General features: G+C 49.3%; 8 protein-coding genes. 7 read left to right on the top strand and 1 reads right to left on the bottom strand.

Features of this window, described 5'->3' with window-relative positions; genetic code table 11:
* Positions 1 to 110 precede the first annotated feature (110 nt).
* The 3 genes from JIN87_RS10220 (at position 111) to JIN87_RS10210 (ending at position 3,717) form a co-directional block, all read left to right on the top strand.
* The gene (locus JIN87_RS10220) at positions 111 to 1,715 is read left to right on the top strand and encodes a sulfatase (RefSeq protein ID WP_267909375.1); all 1,605 of its coding nucleotides are present in this window, start codon (positions 111 to 113) and stop codon (positions 1,713 to 1,715) included.
* A 119-nt stretch (positions 1,716 to 1,834) separates the two neighbouring features.
* Positions 1,835 to 2,155, top strand: coding sequence for a hypothetical protein (locus tag JIN87_RS10215; RefSeq protein WP_200355460.1), 321 nt, complete (start codon positions 1,835 to 1,837; stop codon positions 2,153 to 2,155).
* Between the two features lie 197 nt (positions 2,156 to 2,352).
* On the top strand, positions 2,353 to 3,717 hold the full coding sequence (locus tag JIN87_RS10210) for a sulfatase family protein (RefSeq protein ID WP_200355459.1): 1,365 nt from the start codon (positions 2,353 to 2,355) through the stop codon (positions 3,715 to 3,717).
* Between the two features lie 536 nt (positions 3,718 to 4,253).
* Here the strand turns inward: JIN87_RS10210 and JIN87_RS10205 are convergent.
* On the bottom strand, positions 4,254 to 5,537 hold the full coding sequence (locus JIN87_RS10205) for a sulfatase family protein (protein ID WP_200355458.1): 1,284 nt from the start codon (positions 5,535 to 5,537) through the stop codon (positions 4,254 to 4,256).
* A gap of 339 nt (positions 5,538 to 5,876) precedes the next feature.
* Between JIN87_RS10205 and JIN87_RS28565 the strand changes: the two genes are divergently transcribed.
* The 4 genes from JIN87_RS28565 to JIN87_RS10190 all read left to right on the top strand — a co-directional run bounded on the left by JIN87_RS28565 (position 5,877) and on the right by JIN87_RS10190 (position 18,968).
* A complete protein-coding gene (locus tag JIN87_RS28565; protein ID WP_267909374.1) occupies positions 5,877 to 5,999 on the top strand; it encodes a hypothetical protein in 123 nt (40 codons plus the stop codon).
* 372 nt (positions 6,000 to 6,371) lie between these two features.
* Positions 6,372 to 9,764 carry a TonB-dependent receptor plug domain-containing protein gene (locus JIN87_RS10200; protein ID WP_200355457.1) on the top strand — a complete coding sequence of 1,131 codons (3,393 nt, stop codon included), beginning with the start codon at positions 6,372 to 6,374 and terminating at the stop codon, positions 9,762 to 9,764.
* A gap of 314 nt (positions 9,765 to 10,078) precedes the next feature.
* On the top strand, positions 10,079 to 14,092 hold the full coding sequence (locus JIN87_RS10195; protein ID WP_200355456.1) for a WD40/YVTN/BNR-like repeat-containing protein: 4,014 nt from the start codon (positions 10,079 to 10,081) through the stop codon (positions 14,090 to 14,092).
* Between the two features lie 1,069 nt (positions 14,093 to 15,161).
* Positions 15,162 to 18,968 (top strand): WD40/YVTN/BNR-like repeat-containing protein, encoded by a 3,807-nt coding sequence (locus tag JIN87_RS10190; RefSeq protein WP_200355455.1) that lies wholly within the window; start codon positions 15,162 to 15,164, stop codon positions 18,966 to 18,968.
* Positions 18,969 to 18,992: the final 24 nt, after the last annotated feature.

Genomic DNA, 18,992 nt, shown 5'->3' with positions numbered 1-18,992 from the left:
TATTTGTTTTCGTAGGGTGTTGATTGGGCTTCGCCCGTGGTTCGCTTGTCTATGTTGCGTTTAGGCTTAGTTCGCTCACGTGAACAGTTTTAGATTATAGTATTATAAAAATGTTTAGGAGATATTTATTAGTTCTTTGTTCTTTATGTGCTCTTCCGGTCTCGGGGGACTTGTTGGCTGAGGATAGGCCGAATGTTCTGTTTATAATGATCGATGATCTGAATGCGGATATCAGTGCAGTAGGTGGGCCTATCCAAACTCCCAATATTGATGCCTTGGCATCTCGTGGTGCCTTGTTTAGCAAGATGTATGTTCAGCAACCGGTTTGTTCAGCATCTAGAGCGAGCATTTTGACGGGATTACGTCCTGATACCACCGGCGTGAACTACCCTTACAGCTCCTACTTTGTCGAAGAGTTGCAGCCGAAAGTTGGGATCATATCGGATTTCTTTCACGAGAAAGGGTACAACGTTAAGCAGTTCGGTAAGGTCCACCATGGCATAGACAATAAGTTCCAGCTGACTAAACCTAAATCTGGAGCTGGCGGTTTTGTGTCGAAAGACAGGATCAAGCAATTCAAAGAACTAGGCAAAGCGCAGGTGCCTCCCTATGAAAAGGTTGTTGAGGGTGAAGAGGCCTTTATCGACTACAAGATCGCCACCGATGCCGTTCGCGATCTCAAGAGCTTGGACGGAGAGAAGCCGTTTTGCTACATCGTCGGCTTTCAGAAGCCGCACCTCCCGTTTTCAGCCCCGAAAGAGTTCTGGGATATGTACGATCGCGAACGAATCGCTCAACCTGTCCCTGTGGGATTAGCAAGCGGAACTTCCCATTACGCAGTGGATCAGTATTATCTCAAGCAATACCGCTGGGAGACCGGCGATCCCGCTAAATCGTTTTCTCCTCCGTATGCTTCAAAAATAAGGCATGCGTACTACGCGAGTGCTAGTTTCGTCGACGCTCAGATCGGGAGGCTCCTCGATGGACTGGAGGAATCGGGCTTAGCTCAAAACACGATTATTGCTTTGATCTCCGATCATGGGTTCTTGCTAGGTGAGCAAAATTACTGGGGTAAGACTAACCTGTTTGAGAATGGGCTTAAGGTTCCCTTTATCATGGCTTGGCCAGGCGAGATTGATGAGGGAATCAGATCTGACGCTCTTGTGGAGGCGGTTGATGTTTTTCCAACTCTTGTTGATTTGACCGGATTTGATGTGCCTCGACATCTTGAGGGAACAAGCGTTGGGCCGGTGCTCAGTGATCCTGATATGGATTGGAAGAGGGGGGTCTTCAGTCAGCAGCCACGCGGAAACGTGTCTGAGGTGGAAGGTATCAGTTTGAGAACTGACCGTTACCGTTACACAGAATGGGTGGAAATGCCCGGCGGCACTGTTTTGGAGCGTGAGCTTTATGACTACGAAGCGGATCCTTCAGAGTCTAGGAATCTTGTGAATGACTCGGAATTTGCGATCATCGCCGAAAATCTGGCGGGTGAGTTGAGATCTGGTTGGAAAGCAATGCTTCCTGAAGGGTACGGTAATGATTCTTGTAATCCACCCGCTCCGCCGAGCTATGCTTGGGGGAATGAGGGTAAGTCAAGGAGGGCTGCATGGCATGAGCTTTTTGGTGGCGAGGAGTCGGAAGGCTGGAGAAGGGCGACCGAAAGAAGATCTAGTGTTGAAGGAGTTCAATACACTATAGAGTTTGAGAAATAGGGCGTTTATCGGCTGCCCAGTAGCGTGTGGCTAAGCGGGCAAGCTCCCTACGCTGGAGTTCTATAGTAGTTAAATTGTAGTATGCGTGGAGATAGCGCTTCCTGTCTGATTAACGAAGTATGGATATAGATGGAGAAGGTAATGGTTGCTTCCAGAGTCGTGTCGTCTTGTCGTTCGCTAGCTCTAAGTCGGAAGCGTTTGTTTTTCAGTTCCTTAAGGAGAATCATGTCGATTTCATCCGTTTGAATATAGAAGGCTGTCAGTCGGAACACAGGAATGGAGTCGATGGGCGTTATGTCACCGATTTAGAGGCCGAAATTATTAGACTCAGGCAAGCGCTGGCTGAATGTAGAATGGACTACCACGCGCAGAAAGCAGTTAATCTTATGAATTGGAGCGGAAATACGAAAGTCACTGAGCGTTTCCAAAAGGAATGCTGAAATGCTTGGACGCTTTTTTAGAAGGGCGGTGGAAGTCTTTTGGAGCTCTGGATTGATTGCTTTGGCTTTGCCTCGCAGTCTGCTGGTTGAACTAGTACCTCATACACTATAGTTGAAAAATAGGAAAACATGGTGGCCTTTGAGCTACCAGCTTCGATGGCGCATCCCTAAAAACTCCCGAACGAATTGTATCTCTAATGAACGAAAAACCAAGATCACTCAGGATAACAGCGACGCTTGTTTCCATCGCGCTACCGCTGTTTTTCGTCACCTTTTCTCTCGCAGGAGAACCCGATTCGTCTGGGGGAAAACCAAACATTCTCCTTATCCTTGTCGATGATCTTGGATACGGAGACCTTGCCTGTTACGGAGCGCCGGACATGCGAACTCCCAACTTCGACCGTCTGATGGAGAGCGGGATGCGCTTCGACCAGTTCTACGCAAACTGCACTGTTTGCTCCCCCACCAGAGCTGCCCTGCTGACTGGTCGCTATCAGGACAAGGTAGGCGTTCCTGGGGTGATACGGCAGAATGATGACAGTTGGGGCCGTTTAGACCCGAACACGCCCACGCTCCCGAACCTGTTGAAGCAAGCAAACTATCATACTGGTATCGTCGGCAAATGGCATCTTGGATACGAGAAACCCAACATCCCTAACTCCCGTGGGTTCGACCATTTCTACGGGTTTCTCGGTGACATGATGGATGACTACTGGACTCATCTGCGCGGTGACAAGAATTGGATGCGTTATAACGAAGAAGTCATTCAACCTAAGGGTCATGCAACGGAAGTCTTCACTGAAGCCGCCATCCACTACCTAGAGAAGCAAGCGGCACATGAAGATCCATTCTTTCTATACCTTGCATACAATGCACCTCATTTCCCTATTCAACCCCCGGAGGAGTGGCTTGAGAAAGTTCGAAATCGGGAACCCCATTTGAGCGAAAAGAGAGCTAAGAACGTGGCCTTCATCGAGCACCTTGATCATCATATCGGACGGGTGCTCAAAAGCATCGAATCGCTTGGAATTCAAGAGGAGACCTTGGTCATTTTCACCTCTGACAATGGAGGAGCCTTGCCCTATGAACAACGAAATCTCCCGCTGAGAGGCGGAAAGCAAGACCATTGGGAAGGAGGGATTCGCGTGCCTACCTGTGTCGTTTGGCCGGGGAAAATCCCCGCTCAACGTTCCAGTGAACCGGGCATGACTATGGATCTATTTCCAACTCTTTGCGAAATCGCTGGTGTCGAGGTATCGCATCCCATCGACGGGCAGAGTCTCCTTCCCATATGGCTGGAGGGCGAAGCGGCGGATCCCGAGCGGGTCATGGTATGGGTAAGACGTGAAGGCGGTTCGCGGGGAGGGCGGGCTTACTACGCTATTCGCAAAGGAAAATGGAAACTTCTCCAGAATGATTCCTTTGAAGCAATGCAGCTTGTAGATCTTGAAGCCGATCCTTTGGAAACGAACCCCACGCGTTCGGACAACAAAGTCAGCAAGGAGTTAAACTGGCTGCTCATGAGGCATATCCAGGAAGCCGGTAAAGTGCCCTGGCAATAGTGTTGCGGTTATATCTCTCTTGGGGTGAGTTTGGATATGCTTACGTTTCAAAAGTAACGAAAGAACGGATACGAGGAAACAGGTTCGTTAGACGATTCGTAACGTGTGAAAATGGATACACCATTCGCAGGGCGTGTGATACTCGCTTGGTTTTTATCGTATTCCTTTCTCTAGTACCGGGGTTGATTTCGGCGAACAACCCGTTGCTCCTGCCGCTAGGACAAGCCAAGGTCTCCCTTGGTCAAAAGGGGCCGTAATCACAAGTATTAGTAATCGGAAACGGGCACAGTGATCGACTGCAGTCTCTGCAAGAAGGTGAAGTAGATTGAATCCGATGGTACCATACTACGTAAGCTACTTGAAGGTGCAGCTGCCTTATTGAGAAAGATTCCAGACACTAGCCAAAATGCGATTTCTCTACCTCGAACCCAAAGGCCTATCGCTGCTCACGTCGCCTTCGGCAAGGCCTAGGGAGCCCATGCAAATCAACAATCCGGCGATCGCCGGATTGTAAAACTTGGAGATATTACACACCTCTATTCGTAGAATCTTGCCCGATGCTTAGCGGCCAGCTTCTGCAGTCTTTCCGCGACTTCTGGGAAGTCCGCGATCACGTTCGTCGTTTCCCCCGGATCCTTTTTCAGGTCGAAAAGAGAAAGCTCGATCTTGTGCCGCCCGTACTCTCCCTCCACGCCGTCCATCCCGGGAGTCTTCACGATTCGATACCCGTGAGGCAGATGCAGCTTCCAGCGACCATTTCCGCTTATCACCCCCTGGAACTCTTTGACGGTAGAGAAGGGGTAGTACTTGTGCGGATTCTTGACGCCCTTCTCGCCAACCAGCAAAGGCCAGACGTCTTTTCCGTCGATTTCGTTCTCAGGCAGGGACGCTCCCGTCAGGCGACAAATCGTCGGCAGTAAGTCCACTGAACAGAATGTCCTGTCCGAGGAGCTTCCTGCTTCTATCTTACCCGGGTAGCGAATAATGCACGGAGACTGGGTACCTCCGTTGAATCCCGTCGTCTTTGCTTCACGGAAGGGCGTCACGCCCGCGTGGTTGCCGTAGCCTGTCCAAGGCCCATTATCTGAGCTGAAAATCACGATAGTATTCTCCTTAACGCCACTCCTCTCCAGTGCCTTGTCGATCTCTCCCACCGACCAATCGAGCTCCATAATCACGTCGCCGTAAAGGCCGACACCCGACTTTTCCTCGAACTTGTCGCTAACGTAGAGAGGGACGTGCGGCATAGAGTGGGGAACGTAGAGGAAAAACGGTTTGTCCTTGTGCCGCTCAATAAAGTCTACCGCTCGCTCGGTGGCTCTGGTAGTCAGCGATCTTTGGAACTCTGGCGTCACCCTATCAACGACGATGTCTCCATTTTCCCAATACTGTAGCGGATGCTTACCCCAGGTCTCGGGATCGGTTGGGTGATGCTCCCACATATCATTCGAATACATCAGTCCAGCCGTTTCATCGAATCCGCGGGCATGCGGGCGCGTATCTGGCTGATCTCCTATATGCCACTTGCCGAATAGGGCCGTCTTGTAGCCCGCTCCCTTCAGCACTTCGCTCAGAATCGCAAACTTTGGCTCTAAACCGCGCCCCAAAGGACCGTGGGCGCCGAATACTTTCGTACGCCCTGGATAGGCTCCGCTCAACAATGCCGAACGAGAAGCCGAGCAAACCGCCTGCGGTACGAAGAAACTATTGTATCGACAACCTTCCTCAGCCAGACGCTGCACGTGTGGCGTCTCATACTCAGGATCCCCAAATGGATGAAAATCCGACCAGCCAGCATCGTCGAGAAATATAATGACCACGTTTGGCCTAGTCTGGGACGCGTGCACACAGACGAAGGAAATTAGCGATAAAAGGACAAGCGACAGATATTTCATATTTCTACTATTAAAAAGTAACCACCGAGAGCTTTTAAGGCCCTGGTATCAAGGGTTCAACTACAGATCCACTCTGTGTCGGTCATTTTGCTTAGATATGAATCCTTTCCCATCGGCACTCCATAGTGGGAAGCTTTTTGGAAAAAGCCCTAACAAAGTGCGTGAAAACCTGATAAAATATAGCTTTAGCGATCTATTAGACGATCTCTTGACATAATGCCAATAGAGTTTCGACTATATGTCTTCAAGACTTGATGCACAAAGGTGAGCACGTCCATCAAGCTGTGCATTACCAACAGCGAGACCTTTCATGCTCTCCGCTATCGCAGCCGCAACACCTGCTTCCGCGTCCTCGACCACCAGACACTCTTCGGTTGCAGTGATTAGTTTTTGCAGCAAGCAGGAATACTTCAGGTTTAGAATTGTTTATCCGGTTTCTAGTGTCCTTATTTGGGGTTTGCCACGTTGTATTTTGTTGAGGGTTTGTTAAGCGTTCGAACGGGTTCGATGTCGGGCCGATTGACTTATGTCTGGGGATGGCGTTTGTTATATTCGTTTCGAAAATACCTCACTTTCCTCCCCAGCAACCAGTCTTTGCCTTTTTTATATTGGCTTTGGTGAGGATCGTAAAAACCTCAATAAAAGGTTCTCTCTGGGACTGTCGCAACGATTTAAGGAATATGGTTTTTACCTTCTGTCTCTCTTAATGGGTTGTTGGTATGTTGTGAGGGCCTGATTGGATAACTGTATCAAATACCTATGAACAATAATATAAAAAAAGAGCCTTCTGTTAATCAGGTGGAACGCTTTTTGAGCACGAGACGAAGTGGATTATTCCCGATTTTGTCTGCGGTGGCGGTGGTTGGAGGACCGGCCGTCTTGAATGGTCAGGATGATTCTGCAGATGACGAAGTGTTTGAACTGTCTCCGTTTATAGTTAGTGCGGAGGAAGATCAAGGCTATGTAGCGAATGTGACTCTCGCTGGCACTCGCCTTAAAACCAATCTTTCGGATGTTGGTGCAGCCATCACTTCAATAACAGGAGAGTTTCTTGAGGACACTGGTTCTACCAACCTGGAAGAGCTATTGATTTATACTGGAAACACTGAGACTGCCGGAGTTGGAGGAAACTTCAGTTCCGGGTTCGAGGATAGTGATGGAGCTGCTAGGGGATTTCAAAGTGGAGCAAATGCTATTACGAATCCCCAGGGTGCTCAGCGTGTTCGCGGCCTTGCTGCAGCTGACCAGACGCGCAACTTATTTCAGAGCAATATACCTGTGGATCAATATAATGTTGATAGGATAGAAATTGTCAGAGGTGCCAACTCCATTTTGTTTGGGCAAGGGAGTCCTGCGGGAATTATTAATTCAAGTACCAAGCAAGCTATCTTTGAGGACAAAAACGAAATATCCTTGAGGTTTGACGGCAATGGAAGTGTTCGAGCTACGCTTGATGGCAATATGCAGCTCATTGAGAACAAGTTGGCGGTTCGTGTCGCGTTGCTAAATGACAACTTCAAGTACAGGCAGGATCCAGCATTCGAAGATGATCGCCGTATCTTTGCTACAACTACGTGGAACGTTACTGATAATCTGACTTTTCGCGTTAATGGTGAGGTGGGTGAGATTCGAGCGAATCGTGCCAATCCGTTTGGCCCAATTGACGGTATTTCGTATTACCTAAATGAGGTAGGACTCGAAACCTATGGAATCAATATTTTACCTGACGATCCTCGGATTGATATTGATGCAATTCCAGAAATAGATTTTGGAGGAAAGACTGCTCAAGTAGCTGGCGCGGGCCCGCGGATTTTCGTTCAGTACGGTCTGAATTTGAATGCTGATGGGTCTCTTGCTGGGGATTCTCCGGGGCAGTATTCTACTCGTTGGGCATTGAGTCCTAACGCTATTCAGAATGGCAACGCAGCAGGAATAGACCGTAAAGGCCGTACTAACCGTTTTTCTCGTACTGACTACGAGATGGCTACTGGAATTGGTCTACAGCCACAGAGTTTCGCGGACTATTCGATTTTTGATTGGAAGAACAATTTCCTGGCGGGAGATTTTGCATTCCAGAATGAGGATTTTGAGGCGTTTAACGGCGCTTTTGAGTTTGTCTCGGAAGACGGACGATTTGGTGCTGAGGTTGCCTTTGACTGGCAGCATCAAGAGAGGGAGATTCAAAAGGGCCCGACCGGTTCCCGCGATTATGTTGTTCGGCTGGACGTGACTAGGGATAACTTCGATGGATCTCCAAATGCGAATGCTTTGAGGCCGGCGATTGCCTTGACTCAGACCATGAGTGGTGTGATTGACCAAGAAAGGGAGCGAAACGCTGTGCAACTAAACGCTTTCGCTAGGTTCGATTTCGTTCGGGATGCTGGTATGGAGAATTGGCTCGGCAGCGTTCTTGGAAATCACACTCTGTCGTTTTATGCCAGTCGTGCAGAGTCGGACTTTTCACGTTTGGGCTATGATGAAACATGGGAAGGCGAAGGGATTGAGCGGAATGCAAACAATGGACTGAATCCTAACATGCCCTTTGGGCACCCGCACCGTGATGTAGGTGCGGCAGTGTACCTTGGTCCGACTGTTACTTCCTTGGATCAGATTAGCATATCTCCGATCGGTTTCTCTGCTCGTGATTTCTTTGCTGACGGTCAAGTAAGCACCTTGCGCGTATGGGACAAGGCTAGTCAGGATTTCAGGGACATTCCTCACACGTCCACGACTCATCTTGCATCCGCAAGCGACAGTGGAACTGAAATCGAAACGACGGCTTTTATTCTTCAGAGTAAACTACTCGAGAATCATGTCATCACTACTTTAGGGTATCGCAGTGATGATGTGACGAATACAACTGCACGTTACGGTAGCGTAGAGGGAACGAGCGGTGTGCCAAATCTTCAGGACGCTACGTACGATGAGATTGCAGGTTCCGATGACTACTTCAGCTGGAGCATTGTCGCAAAGTCTCCCAGCAAATGGAAGCTTCCGCTTGGAACCAACTTCAGTGTGTTCATGAGTGAGTCGGAGAACTTCGATCCCGCCGCGACTGGAAGGCTAGACGCCTTGGCGAGACCTCTCGCTCCTCCTACTGGTTCAACCGAGGAGATTGGTTTTAGAATCAATACCTTTGAGGATAAGCTAGCGCTCAAAGTGAACTTCTTTGAGACAAGTTTGAAGGATCAGTCTTTCACTGGTGGCAATCTATTAGGGCAGGCGATTTTGCAGACGGATGCTCGATTCCGTGAAAGATTCCAGATTGGCGTTGATGCTGGTTACTTGGATGTCAATGACCCTGTCTTTGATTCGTTTGGTACTGTCCCAGCTGCTGTCGCAGAAGAGATCAATCTTCGTTTGGATGAAAGCGGTTCGATATATATATGGGATAATCTCGGAAATATTACAGATACTACGAGTACAGATGCTGAGGGTATGGAAATTGAGCTTATGTATAATCCGTTGCCGAATTGGCGAATTGCCTTCAATGCTTCCAGGCAGGAAACTGTACGTACCGAGAGCATGAAGGGGCTTCGAGATTATGTAGCTCTCCGATTGCCGGATTGGCAGAACGTGTTCGACTATCCTCAGTTCTTGGTGGGCGACAGTGTCCTTGAGGAGCTTGCTTGGGAGCCCGGCGAGTTTTTGGACATCGATGCCTTCGCGGCTGCCTATCCAGATAATACGATTGGAGGCCATTATGATAGAAACCTTCGCGTTCCGCTCCAGGCGATCGTCGATCAGGATGGTGGCGTTGTTACCGAGCAGCGTGAGTGGCGTTTCAATCTAGTAACGAACTATACCTTCAAAAAGGACTCTGCTCTCAAGGGATTCAATGTTGGTGGAGCTGTTCGCTGGCAAGATGAAGCAGCTATTGGCAACCCTTGGGCATTCAATGAGGACGGTCAGAGAATCGTAGATGTATCGAATTCGTATTACGGTCCGAAAGAAGAGAACTTTGATGCTTGGGTCGGCTACAAACGTAAAGTTTTCGATGGGAAGGTAGATTGGAAAGTTCAGCTGAACATTCGTAATGTCCTTGCTGACGATGCTCCAGTGCCTGTGACGATCGATGCGTTTGGAAATGTAGCGCAGCTTCGTCTTCCAGCGCTCCAGAGCTGGTATTTGACGAATACCTTCAAGTTCTAGCGTTTTTATTTTTGTTATATAGCGGTAGCAAATAAATTAAACCTGAGGCCGGACCTAGAGTCCGGCCTCTTTAGTGTAAAAAGAAGAGTGGCTTTCTAGATGCTTCGCACTGTTTCTCGATTTTTAATCGTCTCGAACGGGTTCGACTTCAGCGAGGTTGACCTATTTATGAATTTTAGACGACATTCTACAATGAAGCGTATAGCAATTTGGTGTCCTACCCCAATCAAGGCACAGCTCACGTTTTTATTTTCGTTTAATGTATTCTGAATGTCGGAAAATTGCGTCAGAATTTAACCTATACCCCCCGTTATATGAATCGTATGAAGTCTTTGTGGTCTCTGTATGTTTTGCCTTTTCGATTCCCTGAAGTATGTAGTTCTCTTTTGAGGAATTATTGGGATGCCGTTGCTCAACTAGGAAGCCAGCGTCGAAGCGCTGCTCTTAGGGGGATAATCATAACTTTTGCGGCTGGTACTTCGCTTAGTGGAAGTACTGACAAGACGGGTTGGTACAACGCTGGTGGAATGGGAGGCAACGGTTTCGTTGGCGCGATTGACATCAATGAGGGATCCTCTGCTACGGAATATGATGTAGCGCTTGGGCTCGACACGGGAGGTGTTTGGGTGAGCGCTGACGAGGGAGACAGCTTTATGCCGATAGGCGGAGAGCAGCTCACGGGCTGGGGGGGTGACAATTCTCGAAAAAACGGTTACGAGGTTAAGTTTATCCCTGGCACCAGCGATAAGAGGGACGTGCTCGTCGGTACTTTGGATGGGAACATTTTCAGGACGAGTTACGATCCGTCAGGGATCTACAGTTTGCAATCGGTATATCATTCCAATGATAACGAGATTCTCTTTACCAGTATCGAGTTCGCTCCTTCCAATTCCAATGTTGTCTATGCCGCGAGCGGCAACAAGACATTCTACTTCAAAGGCAAATTTGGTGGGCCTCCGACCCAGCCAGAGTTTCTCAGGAGTACGGATGCCGGTTTGACCTGGCAAGTGAGGACGCCGCTCCCGATTCCAGGATCCCAGTCTTTTGCCAGCATCAATACAATCGCGGTGCATCCGACTGACGAAGATATCGTATTTGCTGCGTCTGATGTGGGCCTATTCAAAACAACCAACGGCGGCTCGACTTGGACTAAGATTCACGGATCCTCTGGAAATGTGCTTCCGCACGATTGCGTTTTTGGTGTAGCGGTGAGTGAGACCTCTCCCAATACCATGTACGCATCGATGATGCCCTATGCAGACATGAGGACGTACCTCGTGGATCAGGCTTTGTATGTGTTCCAGAATCCCGGCAATGTAGGGGGGATATATAAAACAACTGACGGTGGCACCAACTGGACAAAAATGTCCATCAACAATCCGCCGGATGGCTTGTTCGGCGAAACGGGAATGTTCTATGACGTCGCAGTCAGCCAGCTGAACGCGAATCGGGTCTACGCCGCCTACAGGGTCGGGACCAGCAGTAGTGACAGCCGTGTGTTTCGCACCACAAATGGCGGTACGAATTGGACAGGCTTGAACAGCTATAGCGGGAACTTTCTAGATTTCTTCATTCCGCAAAGCCTTGCAGTACAAGCTATTTCCACTTCTAGCGATCATTTGGTAGTGACGGGAGCCGGAGCAGGCATTTACAAGAGCACCGATTCGGGGGCGAGTTTCCTCCCCATGGTTACCTCATCAACGTCCTACGAGCGCTTTGGGATTCACCGAGGTTGGGGTATGGAAGCGCCTCAGGGCAACGATATGCACGTTGATGCGAATGATCCGAGCGTCATGTATTACGCTGAAGCCGACCGCGGCTTCTGGAAAAGCGAAGATTATGGAAATAGTTGGCTGATGATGGGCGATCCAAACAACAGCAAGCAAGGTAAGGGTATTGGCATCATTTCGGATCCCGACAATTCCGATATCGTTTACGCTTGGTCTGCTTTCCCTCATAACCAGTTCCAAAAGTTCACGGATCGGACAAAACCGCATTTTTTCAAGAATGACACTGCTGGTGATGATCGCCTCGATGAAAACAACGACCCCTTGTTAAATGGCGTCCCGGAAGCGAACATTTTTGATTTGATGTTGGATCCCACGCCGCTGAGCGCTGCCAACGCGTTGACGAGCCGGACGCTTTACGCTGCGGTGGGCAGCACGCCTTTTTATAAAGTTCGTGTGCGCGTAGATACTGTCAACGAGCTCTATTATGTATACGTCTACGGCACGCTTGTCAGTCCGGCGAGTGGGTTGAGTTTTAGAAACTCTATCTCTGGAGGTTTGGACAAGATGATATTCGAAATGGGTCAGAAGGCAGGGGAATTCCGCATCGATTCGGTCAAAGTCGTCAATGCAGACACAGAAGTCTATTCCGAAGGTTTTAATGACTACAGCTCGGGACAGAGCGTGCCGGATTGGACCTTCACTACAAAAGGTAACGGAGTCGTGGATACAACGATTTTTCCGAACAAGAGCGATCGCGTCCTCAAGATCGAGAGTCAGGTTGATGGTGACACCGCCGAAGCGGAATGCGCATTGAGTTCGGCCCAGACAGGGGAGGAGATTGATGTTTTCTTCGACGTGTTTTTCAATGACACGACAAATTGGAAGGAAGTAAGCTTGCGCAGTGGATCGACGGTATTCGCTAAGCTGGCCTTCACTAATGGAGAACTTCGAGCGAGAGACTCGGTTGCCTGGCAGACACTTAGTGGAGTGGATATAGAGTCCATCACGGAGCACCGAGGGGTCTACAAGAGCGTCAATTCAGGCGCATCCTGGACGACCATGAACTCCGGTTTGCCGGGTGGAATGTACATTCGCAAGATTCGTATAGACCCCAACAATCTGTCCACACTCTACATTGCAGATGCAAGCAATTCCCAAGGAGGCGTATTCAAGCATACTGGGACCGGCTCGTGGTCTAGGGTAATGAGCATCGACAAAATAGAGGCTCTAGCCACGGTCGATAACAGCGGTTCTACGGTGGTCTTTGCCGCGTCCAACGACAAATCAGGCGACCATGGAATATACAGGAGTACGAACGGCGGCTCAACGTGGACGTGCGTTCACACGACCGACGCATCAGATGGTGAACCCGTGCCTAATGACGGCTACCGATACTTCGATTTATACGCTGACTACAGTGGTAGCGAGCAGGAAGTATTGGCCGCAACCACCTTTGGCGTTTTGAGATCTACCGATGGCGGAACCACTTGGAACGACTTCAATAAAGATATCCCTTATGCTTCGACGCTTTTCATAAAGAAATTCAACGACTCACTCGGGGAGCGTTACTACGCCGGATTAAATTGCGAAGGCGTCGCGGTGCGCTACAAGCTTCCGTTTGACGTAACTCAATACAGAAGGAAGGGCAGTGAAGATATAGCCTACACGGTCCGAAAAGCAGTAGATCATATACAAGTGTATCCAGACGCGGCGTGGTCTATAGACGACGTAGACAATATTGGCTACGGAGGGGATTTATATCTCTTCACAAGTTCTTTCGAAGACAGAAATCGTTCCGATCTTACCTTGAGCACCATAGAACTCGAGCAGGACGCCATCGTGCATGCTTTGCTCCCCACAGGATTGAAGCCTGATTGGCTGTCCGAATACGGATTCGTGAAGAGAAGCGGCGTGTCCTCAAGCCTCCGCAATAGGGATGACGTCACCACGGAAATCATGGATATCTGGACAAAGGACTACTTGTCTGAGGATGTTCTGATGGTCTTGGGAGGCCTAAAGGAAGGCAACCCTACCTCGGGCATGCAGTACATCGTCTTCATCGAAAAGGCATCCAACAATACCCTGTTTGCGGATGACTTCGAAACGCAGCCAAACCCTTCTCCTTGGACCGATACCATAAATGGGTTTAGCCACATCAACGATAGCGGCAACACCGTGTTCCAGAGCGACAACGCAACGGGCACCTGCAGAAGTTACGCCGGACAGAGCTCTTGGACGGACTATGCAGTTGAAGCAAAGATGAAGGCAAGCAGCTGGGGCGGCTCGCAAGCGGGCCTCATTGCGAGATATTCCGACAACAGCAATTATTATTTGTTGTTTTATAAGCCCTCTGCGGGAACGCTGACCATTCAGAAGAATGTGGGCGGTACAAAAACCAATTTAGCGAGTGAGCCAGCGACGCTTAACCCGGGCGATTTCTACAATCTCAAGTTTGTAGTATCGGGCAACAACTTGCTTGGCTACCTTAACGATATAATGGTAGTCAGCGCCACTGACTCAAGCCACAGCTCCGGTCGAGCCGGAGTGAATACCTACAAGCAGATCGCTTCGTTTGATGACTTCAGCGTGAAGAACTGATGTCGAGAAAATCTGATACCCAAAGAGAAGCGACGTTGCTTGATGCTGCGAATCAGGTCCTTCGCGACTCTTCAGTACTGGTTTCAGATTTATATAAAGCATCTAATGATTTTTTCTGTCGTTCAGAATCCGGTCTGTCTTATGCGTGAGCGGGTAGATCGGGATCAGAGCGTTTTCTCAATATTGCTGTTACAAGATATCCAGGGTGAAAACTATTATATTGATGTTCGACTCGCTAAACCGGAAGCATCTCGAATCCTACGGTTGGTCGGTAGACTCCCAGGTTTCGTAAAAACGTACCGAGATAAAGTAAACGCGAACCCAAAAGCCTTTCCAGAACGAGAAAATCCTTGCTGCTGGATTGTGCGATGGCTTTGTCACGTTGTTCGGTAAATCGAGACTCGCAAGCTCACGCGAGAGCAGGGGGCATCGTCGTGATGCTCCGCCGCGTCTTGCCCACGGACGGCGGAGTCGGCAGCTTGTCGAAGGTCATGAGCTTGCGGAATGGCTGCGGGATGGCAATGGGAGGTAGAATGACTTCAGTGCCAACTCCGCAGTTGAGCAATTCCTACGAAACTACCTCGCTGTCGACTGAGCATTTATGAAACCTTAGGGCAAAAATAAGAGTGGTTATCTAGATGCTTCGCACCATTTCTCAATTTTAAGTCGCCTCGAACGGGTTCGACTTCAGTGAGGTTGACCTGTTTATGTTATCTAGATGGTATCCTAAAATGAAGCGTATAGCAATGAAGTGACCTACCCCAATCAAGGCACAGCACTCGTTTTTAGTCTCGTTTAAATTATTCTGAATGCCGGAAGGTCGCGTCAGAATGTAATCTACACCCCCCCCCATTATATGAATCGTATGAAGTCTTTGTGGTCTCTGTATGTTTGGCCTTTTCGATTTCCTGAAGTATGTAGTACTTTTTTGAGGAATCATTTGGATGCCTTTGCTCAACTAGGAAGCCAGCTTCGAAGCGTTGCTTTTGGGGGGATAATTATAACTTTTACGGCTGGTACTTCGCTTTGTGGAAGTACTGATAAGACGGGTTGGTACAACGCTGGTGGAATGGGAGGCAACGGTTTCGTTGGCGCGATTGACATTAATGAGGGAGCCTCTGCTACGGAATATGAAGTGGCCCTTGGTCTGGATACGGGAGGTGTTTGGGTGAGTGCTGACGAGGGAGACAGCTTTATGCCGATAGGCGGAGAGCAGCTCACAGGCTGGGGAGGTGAAAACTCCAGGAAAAATGGATACGAGGTCAAATTTATCCCTGGCACCAGCGATAAGAGGGACGTGCTCGTCGGTACTTTGAATGGGCACATTTTGAGGACGAGTTACGATTCGATAGATTCGATAGGGACCTATAGTTTGGAGTCAGTATATCATTCGAACGATAATGAAATCCTCTTTACCAGCATCGAGTTTGCCCCTTCCGACTCCAACGTTGTATACGCTGCGAGCGGTAACAAGACCTTCTACTTTAAGGGCAAGTTTGGTGGGCCTCCGACTCAGCCGGAGTTTCTCAGGAGTACGGATGCAGGCTTGACCTGGCAGGTGAGGACGCCGCTTCCAATTCCAGGATCGCAGTCTTACGCCAGTATCAATACAATCGCAGTGCATCCGACCGACGAAGATATCGTTTTTGCAGCTTCCGATGTCGGCTTGTTCAAGACAACCAATGGAGGATCGACCTGGACCAAGATTCACGGATCCTCCGGAAACGAACTTCCGCACGATTGCGTGTTCAGCGTAGCGGTGAGCGAAACCACTCCGAATACCATGTACGCCTCCATGATGCCTTACGCGGACATGAGGTCCTACCTGACGGACCAAGCCTTGTATGTGCAAAACAACCCCGGCAATGTAGGGGGCATCTACAAGACAACGGACGGTGGTTCAAACTGGACGAAAATGTCCATCAATAACCCGCCGACTGGCTTGTTCAGTCAAACGGGAGTTTTCTATGACGTTGCGATCAGCCAGCTTAATGCAAATCGAGTATATACGGCGTACAAAGTCGGATTTAGTAGCAGTAGCAGTGCTGTGTACCGAACCACGAATGGCGGTTCGAATTGGACGGGGCTGAACAACTACAGCCGGAATTTCTTGGATTTCTTCATTCCACAAAGCCTCATGGTGCAGGCGACCACCTCTTCCAACGATCATTTGATCATTACCGGAGACGGAGCCGGCATCTTTAAGAGCGTGGATTCGGGGGCGAATTTCATTCCCATGGTTACCTCGTCGTCGTCCTACACACGTTTTGGAATCCACCGAGGTTGGGGAATGGAAGGCGCTCAAGGCAATGACATCCATGTAGACGCCAACGACCCCAGTATCATGTATCACGCGGAAGCAGATCGCGGCTTCTGGAAAAGTGTCGATTATGGAAATAGTTGGAAGAGCATGGGCGATCCGGACAACGGCAAGCAGGGTAAGGGGATTGGTATCGTTTCGGATCCCGACAATTCCAACATAGTTTACGCGTGGGCTGGCTTTCCCTCCAACCAGTTTGCGAAATTCACGGACCGTACGAAACCGCATTTTTTCAAGAACGATATTGCAGGGGATGATCGACTTGATGAAAAAAATGATCCCTTGATGAGTGGCGTACCGGAGGCGAATATTTTTGATCTGGTACTGGATCCCACGCCACTGAGTGCTGCCGACGCACTGACGAGCCGAACACTTTATGCGACTGTGGGCAGCACGCCTTTCTACAACATTCGCGTGCGCTTAGATACGGTGAATGAGCTTTATTACGTATATGTCTATGGGAAGCTCGTAAGTCCGGCGACTGGATTGAGCTTCAAAAGTCCGATCTCTGGAGGTTTGGACAAGTTCATTTACTCAATAGGTAATCAGGCTGGAGAATTTCGCATCGATGCACTCAAAATCAACAATGGAGGGACGAGCGTCTACTCCCAAAGTTTTAACGATTATAGCTCGGGCCAGAGTATCCCTGATTGGACGTTCACTGAAACAGGTAATGGATTCGTGGATACAGCTCTTTTTCCCAATAAAGGCGATCGCGTGCTCAAGGTGCAGAGCCAAACTGCAGGTGATACTGCCAAGGCAGAGTACTCCTTGGTTTCGTCCCAAAGCGGAGAAGAAGTCGATATCACATTCGATGTATTCTTCAATGATACGACTACATGGAAGCAGGTCAATTTCTACAGCGGTTCGACCGTATTCGCGCAGTTGGCGTTCACAAATGGAGAAGCTAGAGCTAGAGATTCGAGTGGGTGGCAAACGCTTAGCGGAGTGGATCTAGAGACCATTGCCGAGCACCGAGGCGTCTACAAGAGCGTCAACTCGGGCGCCTCTTGGACGACTATGAATTCCGGTTTGCCGGGTGGGATGTACATAAGGAAGATTAGAATCGATCCGAACTCTTCATCTACACTGTATATCGCAGATGCTAGCAATTCCCAAGGAGGCGTGTTCAAGCATGCTGGGACCGGCACGTGGTCGAGGGTAATGAGTACGGATAAAATCGAGGCCTTAGCTACGGTCGACAACAACGGCTCTACGGTGATCTTTGCCGCGTCCAACGACAAGGGAGGTGATCATGGAATTTATAAGAGTACGGATGGAGGATCAACATGGATGCTCGTTCACACGACGGATCCATCGGAAGGCGAACCCACGCCGAATGAAGGCTATCGGTACTTTGATATATACGCTGATTACGGTAGCGAACAGGAAGTATTGGCCGCAACCACCTTTGGCGTGTTGAGATCTACTGACGGCGGAACCACCTGGAGCGACTTCAGTAAGGATATCCCTTATGCTTCGACTCTTTTCATTAAAAAGTTCAACGACTCGCTAGGGGAGCGTTACTACACCGGTATGAATTGCGAAGGTGTGGCGGTGCGCTACAAGCTGCCGTTTGACGTAACTCAATACAGAAGGAAGAGCGATGTCGACATCGCCTACACGATTCGAAAAGCAGTTGATCATTTGCAAGTGTATCCAGACGCAGCGTGGTCTATCGATGACGTGGATAACATTGGCTACGGAGGGGATCTTTACCTCTTCACAAGTTCTTTCGAAGATAGAAACCGTTCCGATCTAAACTTGAGCACCATAGAGCTCGAGCAGGACGCCATCGTGCATGCTTTGCTTCCCGCAGGATTGGAGCCTGATTGGCTATCTGAATACGGATTTGTAAAGAGAACCAACGTGTCCTCGACGCTTCGCCACAGGGATGGCGTCACCACGGAAACTATGGATATCTGGACGAAGGACTACTTGTCCGGGGACACTCTGATGGTCTTGGGAGGTTTGATGGAAGGCAACAGTACTGCGGGCGTGCAATATCTCGTCTTCATCGAGAAGGCACCGAACCAAACCCAGTTTTCGGACGATTTCGAAACGCAACCAGACCCATCGCCATGGACCGATACCATAAACGGGTTCAGTCACATTGACGATAGCGGGAACACAGTGTTTCAGAGCGATAACGCAACGGGGACGTGTAGGAGCTTTGCGGGGCAGAGTTCTTGGACAGACTATGCGGTTGAAGCAGACGTGAAGGCAAGCAGCTGGGGTACATCGCAAACGGGTCTCTTAGCTCGGTATTCCAACAATAGTAATTACTATTTGCTGTATTATAAACCTGCCGCGGGAACGCTGGCGATTCAAAGGAATTTGGGTGGTGGGAAGACCGATCTAGCAAGTTCGTCAGTAACTATGAACGCGGACACTTTCTACAGTCTCAAGTTTGTAGTATCGGGCAGCAGCTTACTTGGCTACCTTAATGATGTTCTGGTAGTCAGCGCCACGGACTCGAATCACGCGTCCGGTCAGGTCGGGGTCAATACCTATAAGCAGATTGCCTCGTTTGATGATTTTAGTGTGAAGAACTGATGTGGAGAATCTGCTAACGGAAGT

This window comes from Pelagicoccus mobilis, assembly GCF_016595505.1.
GTDB classification, from domain to species: domain Bacteria; phylum Verrucomicrobiota; class Verrucomicrobiia; order Opitutales; family Opitutaceae; genus Pelagicoccus; species Pelagicoccus mobilis.
The sequence above is the reverse complement of the archived record's forward strand: the minus strand, read 5'-3'. Positions and strand labels throughout refer to the sequence as shown.

Bases quoted from the DNA above. Each gene is read 5' to 3' on its own strand.
- JIN87_RS10220 (WP_267909375.1), top strand. From the start codon at position 111: ATGTTTAGGAGATATTTATTAGTTCTTTGTTCTTTATGTGCTCTTCCG.
- JIN87_RS10215 (WP_200355460.1), top strand. From the start codon at position 1,835: ATGGATATAGATGGAGAAGGTAATGGTTGCTTCCAGAGTCGTGTCGTC.
- JIN87_RS10210 (WP_200355459.1), top strand. From the start codon at position 2,353: ATGAACGAAAAACCAAGATCACTCAGGATAACAGCGACGCTTGTTTCC.
- JIN87_RS10200 (WP_200355457.1), top strand. From the start codon at position 6,372: ATGAACAATAATATAAAAAAAGAGCCTTCTGTTAATCAGGTGGAACGC.
- JIN87_RS10195 (WP_200355456.1), top strand. From the start codon at position 10,079: ATGAATCGTATGAAGTCTTTGTGGTCTCTGTATGTTTTGCCTTTTCGA.
- JIN87_RS10190 (WP_200355455.1), top strand. From the start codon at position 15,162: ATGGGAGGCAACGGTTTCGTTGGCGCGATTGACATTAATGAGGGAGCC.